At 50.8% G+C, this 5,834-nt stretch carries 9 protein-coding genes and 3 pseudogenes; 9 read left to right on the top strand and 3 right to left on the bottom strand.

Translation table 11 applies throughout. The features are described from left to right. A pseudogene (locus HMPREF3143_RS25240) lies at positions 1-205 on the top strand (transposase); the annotation flags it as partial. Between the two features lie 47 nt (positions 206-252). On the opposite strand, the gene HMPREF3143_RS21575 reads toward HMPREF3143_RS25240, so the two are convergent. Beyond that, positions 253-504, bottom strand: coding sequence for a hypothetical protein (locus tag HMPREF3143_RS21575; protein ID WP_032656042.1), 252 nt, complete (start codon positions 502-504; stop codon positions 253-255). Between the two features lie 108 nt (positions 505-612). Then, positions 613-819, bottom strand: a pseudogene (locus HMPREF3143_RS26395) (hypothetical protein). Positions 820-1,110: 291 nt separating this feature from the next. Here HMPREF3143_RS26395 and HMPREF3143_RS21580 point away from each other — a divergent pair. From HMPREF3143_RS21580 to HMPREF3143_RS21605, 6 genes are all read left to right on the top strand, one after another. Next, a complete protein-coding gene (locus tag HMPREF3143_RS21580) occupies positions 1,111-1,413 on the top strand; it encodes a type II toxin-antitoxin system HigB family toxin (protein WP_029403837.1) in 303 nt (100 codons plus the stop codon). Positions 1,414-1,418: 5 nt separating this feature from the next. Beyond that, positions 1,419-1,778, top strand: coding sequence for a helix-turn-helix domain-containing protein (locus HMPREF3143_RS21585; RefSeq protein WP_032656046.1), 360 nt, complete (start codon positions 1,419-1,421; stop codon positions 1,776-1,778). A 59-nt stretch (positions 1,779-1,837) separates the two neighbouring features. Continuing rightward, a complete protein-coding gene (locus HMPREF3143_RS21590; RefSeq protein ID WP_032656049.1) occupies positions 1,838-2,332 on the top strand; it encodes a thermonuclease family protein in 495 nt (164 codons plus the stop codon). Positions 2,333-2,344: 12 nt separating this feature from the next. Further along, complete coding sequence (locus tag HMPREF3143_RS21595; protein WP_254668450.1) at positions 2,345-2,740, top strand: hypothetical protein; 396 nt, start codon at positions 2,345-2,347, stop codon at positions 2,738-2,740. A 448-nt stretch (positions 2,741-3,188) separates the two neighbouring features. Beyond that, a complete protein-coding gene (locus HMPREF3143_RS21600) occupies positions 3,189-3,959 on the top strand; it encodes a TraX family protein (RefSeq protein ID WP_032656053.1) in 771 nt (256 codons plus the stop codon). A 14-nt stretch (positions 3,960-3,973) separates the two neighbouring features. Continuing rightward, the gene (locus tag HMPREF3143_RS21605) at positions 3,974-4,297 is read left to right on the top strand and encodes a hypothetical protein (RefSeq protein ID WP_032656054.1); all 324 of its coding nucleotides are present in this window, start codon (positions 3,974-3,976) and stop codon (positions 4,295-4,297) included. Here the strand turns inward: HMPREF3143_RS21605 and HMPREF3143_RS21610 are convergent. Beyond that, positions 4,275-4,877, bottom strand: a pseudogene (locus tag HMPREF3143_RS21610) (DUF4225 domain-containing protein); the annotation flags it as partial. The gene HMPREF3143_RS21605 and the pseudogene HMPREF3143_RS21610 overlap by 23 nt on opposite strands. Before the next feature lie 264 nt (positions 4,878-5,141). Between HMPREF3143_RS21610 and HMPREF3143_RS21615 the strand changes: the two are divergent. Together HMPREF3143_RS21615 and HMPREF3143_RS21620 are read left to right on the top strand one after the other, a co-directional pair. After that, positions 5,142-5,474 (top strand): ArsR/SmtB family transcription factor, encoded by a 333-nt coding sequence (locus HMPREF3143_RS21615; RefSeq protein WP_001549890.1) that lies wholly within the window; start codon positions 5,142-5,144, stop codon positions 5,472-5,474. Beyond that, a partial coding sequence (locus HMPREF3143_RS21620) for an NAD(P)H-dependent oxidoreductase (RefSeq protein WP_084832207.1) occupies positions 5,471-5,834 on the top strand: 364 nt, incomplete at its 3' end. The genes HMPREF3143_RS21615 and HMPREF3143_RS21620, both read left to right, overlap by 4 nt.

Genomic DNA, 5,834 nt, shown 5'->3' on the forward strand with positions numbered 1-5,834 from the left:
GCGTACGTTCTCGTCCGGTTGGCCTTCAACCCCCGCTAACGGCCAGTACCATTTCAACTGAGGTTGGTGACGGGAAGCAGTACGGTAGTAGTCGTGATTTTACTGCGGCAACAGGGCTGGTACCCGTCAGTACAGCACTGGTGGCCGGACAACATTGCTGGGCATCAGCAAACGAGGTAACAAAAAGATTCGAACATTGCTTTTAGTCAAAAAAATGCAGACTCAGCTGCATTTTGCGCATGCGCAAAACATTTAGTTCCTGTGCTGATATCGCGTACCTGGATTATCCGTTCCCCTTAATTGCCGTGAGTAGAAGTTATCGAGGTTGTTAACCGCCTTTCGCGGATCTAAATCAGGTACATTATTCCAGTCAACGGAATGGCTAACGCCAGCCACATCATCATCATTGAGGTTTTTTTTAGCATTAGTTTCAGCAATATCCCGCCTGAACTCCCGCCAGATATGCTTCATGTCATCAATAAAGTTTCTGGTCCAGTTTTTCATTGCGACCTCCCGTACACAATGGTTTGTCTCTCAGATTTTAATTCTCCAATCATAAAATATCCCTACACTTCGTATATCACTTAACTGTTACATACCTGATGGTGGCATTCAGCGCTTATAGAGCCTAATCCAATCGATGGTCTCGATAAACTGGTCGTTATCCAGTTCCGCGCAGTTCGCAAAAATTGCTTAAGCTACGCGTCCCTGACACTTTTCAGCTGTTCAGCCGATACCTGCTACGCAACCCATACCTTGCTGGCCGTTGTCGGTAAGCACCTGTCGTCCCGTTGATGTGACAAACTGTTGAGCCTTGATTTCCTTCGTTGTATCCCTGTATTAACGCCTGGCGGTTGTCTCAATATACCAGGTCATATCCCGTGCAGCCAGCAGAGCTGGACCGCAACTGCGATATCGCAAGGGCGTTAACTTAAAAGCGATAGCCTCTGACGCAAAATCATTCCGTTACGCCTCGCGATCGGTTAAATAATACGTTTAACGTAAAAAAACTCCGGTCTCCAAACTGCCCCCTGTATCTTCAGATAAATTTAAGTCCCATAACGGGACAAAAAACTTGAAGTAGTCCTAAAATGGGACTATCATCATGACATGAAGATAATCGCTATCAAGACACTGAGGGATTTCTGGACGGCGAATCCCGATGCAGAGCAGCCGCTAAAAGCCTGGGTAGATGAGGCCAGTAAAGCTGAATGGAAAACTCCGGCAGAAATCAAAGAACAATACCGCAGTGCCAGTATTCTTAAAAACAGGCGAGTGGTTTTTAATATTAAGGGAAATGACTATCGATTAATTGTTGCGATTGCATACCAGCGAGGATGGATGTTTATCAAATTCATTGGTACGCATAAAGAATATGACAAAATAGATGCTGAAACTGTCAGCCTGGAGTAAACCCTATGCAGATTAAACCAATTAAAACTGAACAGGACTATGAAGATGCGTTACGCGCTGTAGAGCCTATGTTTGATGACGAGCCTCCTGCTGATACCCCGGAGGGAGACTTTTTCGAAATCATGTGTGTGCTGATTAATGAATACGAAAACAAACACTTTCCTATCGAAGCCCCGGACCCGATTGAAGCTATTAAATTCAGGATGGAACAGCAGGGGCTGACGGTAAAAGATCTTGAGCCGGCAATTGGAAAATCTAACCGGGTCTATGAAGTGCTTAACCGCAAACGTAATCTGACGCTGCCCATGATCAGGAAATTACATTCAATGTTTGGCATACCTTTAAAAAGCCTCGTTGGAGGATAAGCCGAGTTGAAATTTACGAGCTTAATACCCGCAGGGTATGCAACCGGGGATAATAAATAATGAAACGGAAGTTCTGCTCACTGGTCCTGTTCGTTGTGGCGTTTTCGGCCAGTGCAGATATCAGCGGCCGGATTGTGCGCGTGCTGGACGGGGATACCGTTGAGATACTTGATCCAGGAAACCGACTGACGCGCGTTCGCCTGGCTGGCATCGATGCGCCGGAAAAGAGCCAGCCCTATGGTCAGCGTTCACGTCAGGAACTCTCATCGATGGTGGCTCAGCGGCCCGTAACCGTCACGGGAAGTGAAATGGATCGCTATGGACGCCTGCTGGGTACCATATGGCTTGGTATGACGGATGTAAATGCCGCACAGGTACGCAAAGGCCTGGCCTGGGCATACCGGTACCACGGAAAACCCGTCCGGCCAGACTACGCTGTTCTGGAGGCCGAAGCCCGCCGTCAGTCAGTCGGACTCTGGTCAGAACCGGGTCAGACAGAGCCCTGGCGCTGGCGTAGTCTGCATCAGGATGGGCTAAAAAAGAATAATGATTAAGGAGATTTCTGAATGACATTAAAATTGACAGAAAGCAAGCTGGAAAACCTTGTAGATACTTTAAATGCCATTATATGCGGTGAAGTAAATATTACACGTGAGCAGCGTGAAAATATGGTCAGGACGGTTGCAATTCTGGGAGGGTTAACGGAGCGGCAGCGCCTAATCACTGCGGAAAAAGAAGCTAAAAAGCAGGTAAAAGAAGAAAAGGAAAAAAAACACGCCTTCCGGATGAAGTATTTCCGCGATCAGGAAAACCGTGGGCACCGGAGGACCTGGACCTTATTCATTCGATTATTGCTGATATTCCGGATGACAGAATCGACGATCATATACTCTGGCTGTCGAAGAAACTGCAGCGCACCCCTTATGCCATCACCCTCAAAATTGTCAATGAAGGCCGTATGAACGAGGAATGGGCTAAAGGGTGGAAGCCTGCCGCAAAATCTATTCGTGAAGATTTCGCTCTGGTCAGGGAAAAAATTTCAGCAAATAATACAGATAATTCATGAGCGATCGCCACATATATAAAAGGGTCGATAAATTGGCCCAGATTTTGGGCGCTAATATGAATTTTTATTAGGAATTTTCCTACTCCGCTAAATATAATATTCATGCAGCCGATAATAAGAGTGTAAGAAAGGGGGCGGTGTGAACGATTTTCATAATTTAAGTATTTGTATTCAGAATAAGGATGTGGCAGGCGCAATGCGCGTGCTGCGTGATAAATCAGAATTTGCAGTGCGCAAGATTCTGGAGAAACTAAAGATCAGGGTCACTACGCAAACCGGCAGGGCATTCTGGCATTATGTTCAGGGCTGGCTGTTAACCGTGTGTCGCCAGGGGAATCTACAGCATGAATCATTCAGTACCCGACGTTCTTCCCAGTATCCGGGACGCCAGCCAGCTCAGTCCCGCAGCTCTCGATATGGTCAAACTTCTCGCACTTCTGGCCATGATTATCGACCACATCAATACGGTGTTTCTGTCGCCAGCATTGCCGGTGATGTATGCGCTTGGCCGGATGGCCTTCCCCCTGTTCACGCTTATATGGGCGATGAACGTACAGCGTACCCCGGAACGACTGCAGAAGAGAGCCAATCGTCTGTGGATCTGGGCAGTCATCACGCAGCCGGTGTTCAGCCTGGCCTTCTGGCATCACCAGCCCTGGTGGGCCCTGAACATTCTGTTCGTGTTTGCCGGCGTCACGCAGCTGATTGCCCTGCAGTACCAGCACGGCCTGAAAGGAATGTTTGTGGGATATCTGCTCCTGGCCATCATGATTTGGCCATTGCAGCCGGCAAGCTACGGGCTGGCAGGAATAACGCTGGCCATCAGTATGGCAACCGTTTCTGGCAACGAAAAACCCGAAGTGCAGCGTCTGGCGGCCATCACTGCCGTGCTGTCACTGATTTGTTTAAACGGGTTATCGCATCTCCTGGATATGCCCGCAGAAACATTATTACTGGCCACGCTGCCTACTCTGGCATTCCCCCTGGCAGTGGTTTCATTCTGCAGGCAAATCTGTCCGGAGGGCCGCAGGCGTTTCATGCCGCGTAATTTCTTTTATTATGCTTACGCCGGTCACCTGGGGATTATTGGTCTGGTACAGTATACTTTCGCCTGATTAGGGAGGACGTGATGGCTATCAGTGAGAAAGAGCTGCTTGAGGCAGGTTTTAGCAAGAACGAAGTGGACAATTTACAGGGCCGGCTTGCAGCAGGCGGAGGCACCATGCAGCATCTCATCGATGCGCTCTCACGGCGCTTCCGGGTGTCGGTATGGATCACTGTCGCGCTGGTTCTGGTTATGCTGGTCACCCTCATTGCCGGCAGCCGGACACACATTCTTTCCGGGGGCATGAGTTCCCTTGTAGTCCTGATCATTGCCTGGGTGACCTTCCCTCCTGTACTGGGCTGGAAAGCATTCCGCCTGCAGAAGACTATTTCCCGGAAGGCTCAATAGTCAGTAAATCAAGCGCCACTTTGGCTTTAACCCCCCATCCCGCAATTTTAAGCGCCATTGCGGGACGGGGGGTGCCGGATACTTTCCTGAAGAAATCGGGCCTGGTCCAGTACCACAGCCGTTGTGCTTCGGGTTTCAGCCTCAGGCCATACGCGCCGTAGACTTCGCTGAAGAGTGTGACAGCCTTATACGTCCCCAGCCCCTGCTGCCGGCTGAAGCCCAGAAATTCAGCGATCTCCATCGAGCCGTCAGCGAATATTCCCTCCGTCTGCTTATCACCGAGGAGGTTGTGCGCGGCTTCCCGTGAAATCGTGTTAAAGCCATTTACGACAATCACCGCGCCGGCCACCACGCCCACCGGCGTCATTGAGGACATCATGACGATCCCACCAAAGATGGCCGCACCGGCCACCACGACGTCGACCGCTGAAATGATGTAGCCCACAATTTTATTCTCATCCCGGACAACCTTCACCTCGGCATAGAGTTTTGCATAGCCGGTTCTGAGCGATCGGGACTGCTCCAGCAGGCTGGTATTTTCAGCCCGTAAGGCCCGCAAACAGGCCATACAGTCATCATCGGGGTCTGAGGTCCAACCATGCGAAAAACCACGTTAAGAAAGCAACCTTCTGAAAAGGCGACGTTTATCAGTTTTTTTTCCGGCCATAAAGGGGGCGGAAATTATTCCCTGCACGGGTATTCGCAAGGATTTCGGTAGTGCTCTGGCTCTGCCCCCCATAACCTGGCGGACAGAGCATGATTGGGAAAGCGGTACCCTCACGGCAGAAACGATTGACGCAGGCTATATTTCTATTATTCTGGAAATATAGATAAAGGAGGTATTATGGATTTAAACACTGCTGCAAACGCACTTCGAGAACTGGGCCACCCGACACGTCTCAGCATATACCGGGAGCTGGTCAGGGCGGGTCATGAAGGCCTGCCGGTTGGCGAACTGCAGAAGCACCTTGAGATTCCTGCCTCCACGCTCAGCCATCATCTTTCAGCGCTGATATCCGCTGGACTCATAAGCCAGGAACGGCAGAGTCGTACCCTGTTCTGCAGGCCCTGCTATGCGCAGCTTGAGCAATTGATGGCCTTTCTGACAGAAGAATGCTGCGCAGGCGGCAGCTGCAGTCTGTCACCCGCAAAGACTCCCGAAGAGACCCCATTGTGAACAACCTGACTGATGCCCTGAAAAATATCGATCCGGCCCTCCTGGACGCGCCGCTGACGGAAGATAAGCTGAAGGCCAGAGAGATAACGCATCCGCCCCGCATCCTGATGCTCTACGGCTCGCTGCGGGCGCGCTCTTACAGCCGGCTGACAACGGAAGAAGGTGCCCGGCTGCTGACGGCCATGGGCGCGGAGGTGAAAATTTTCAACCCGTCCGGCCTGCCACTGCCCGATGATGCGCCGGAGACGCACCCGAAAGTGGCTGAGCTGCGGGAGCTGGTTCTCTGGTCGGAAGGCATGGTCTGGTGCTCTCCGGAGCGTCACGGGGCCATGACCGGCATCATGAAGGCCCAGATTGACT

Source organism: Enterobacter sp. HMSC16D10, assembly GCF_001807145.1.
Classification (GTDB): domain Bacteria; phylum Pseudomonadota; class Gammaproteobacteria; order Enterobacterales; family Enterobacteriaceae; genus Enterobacter; species Enterobacter roggenkampii.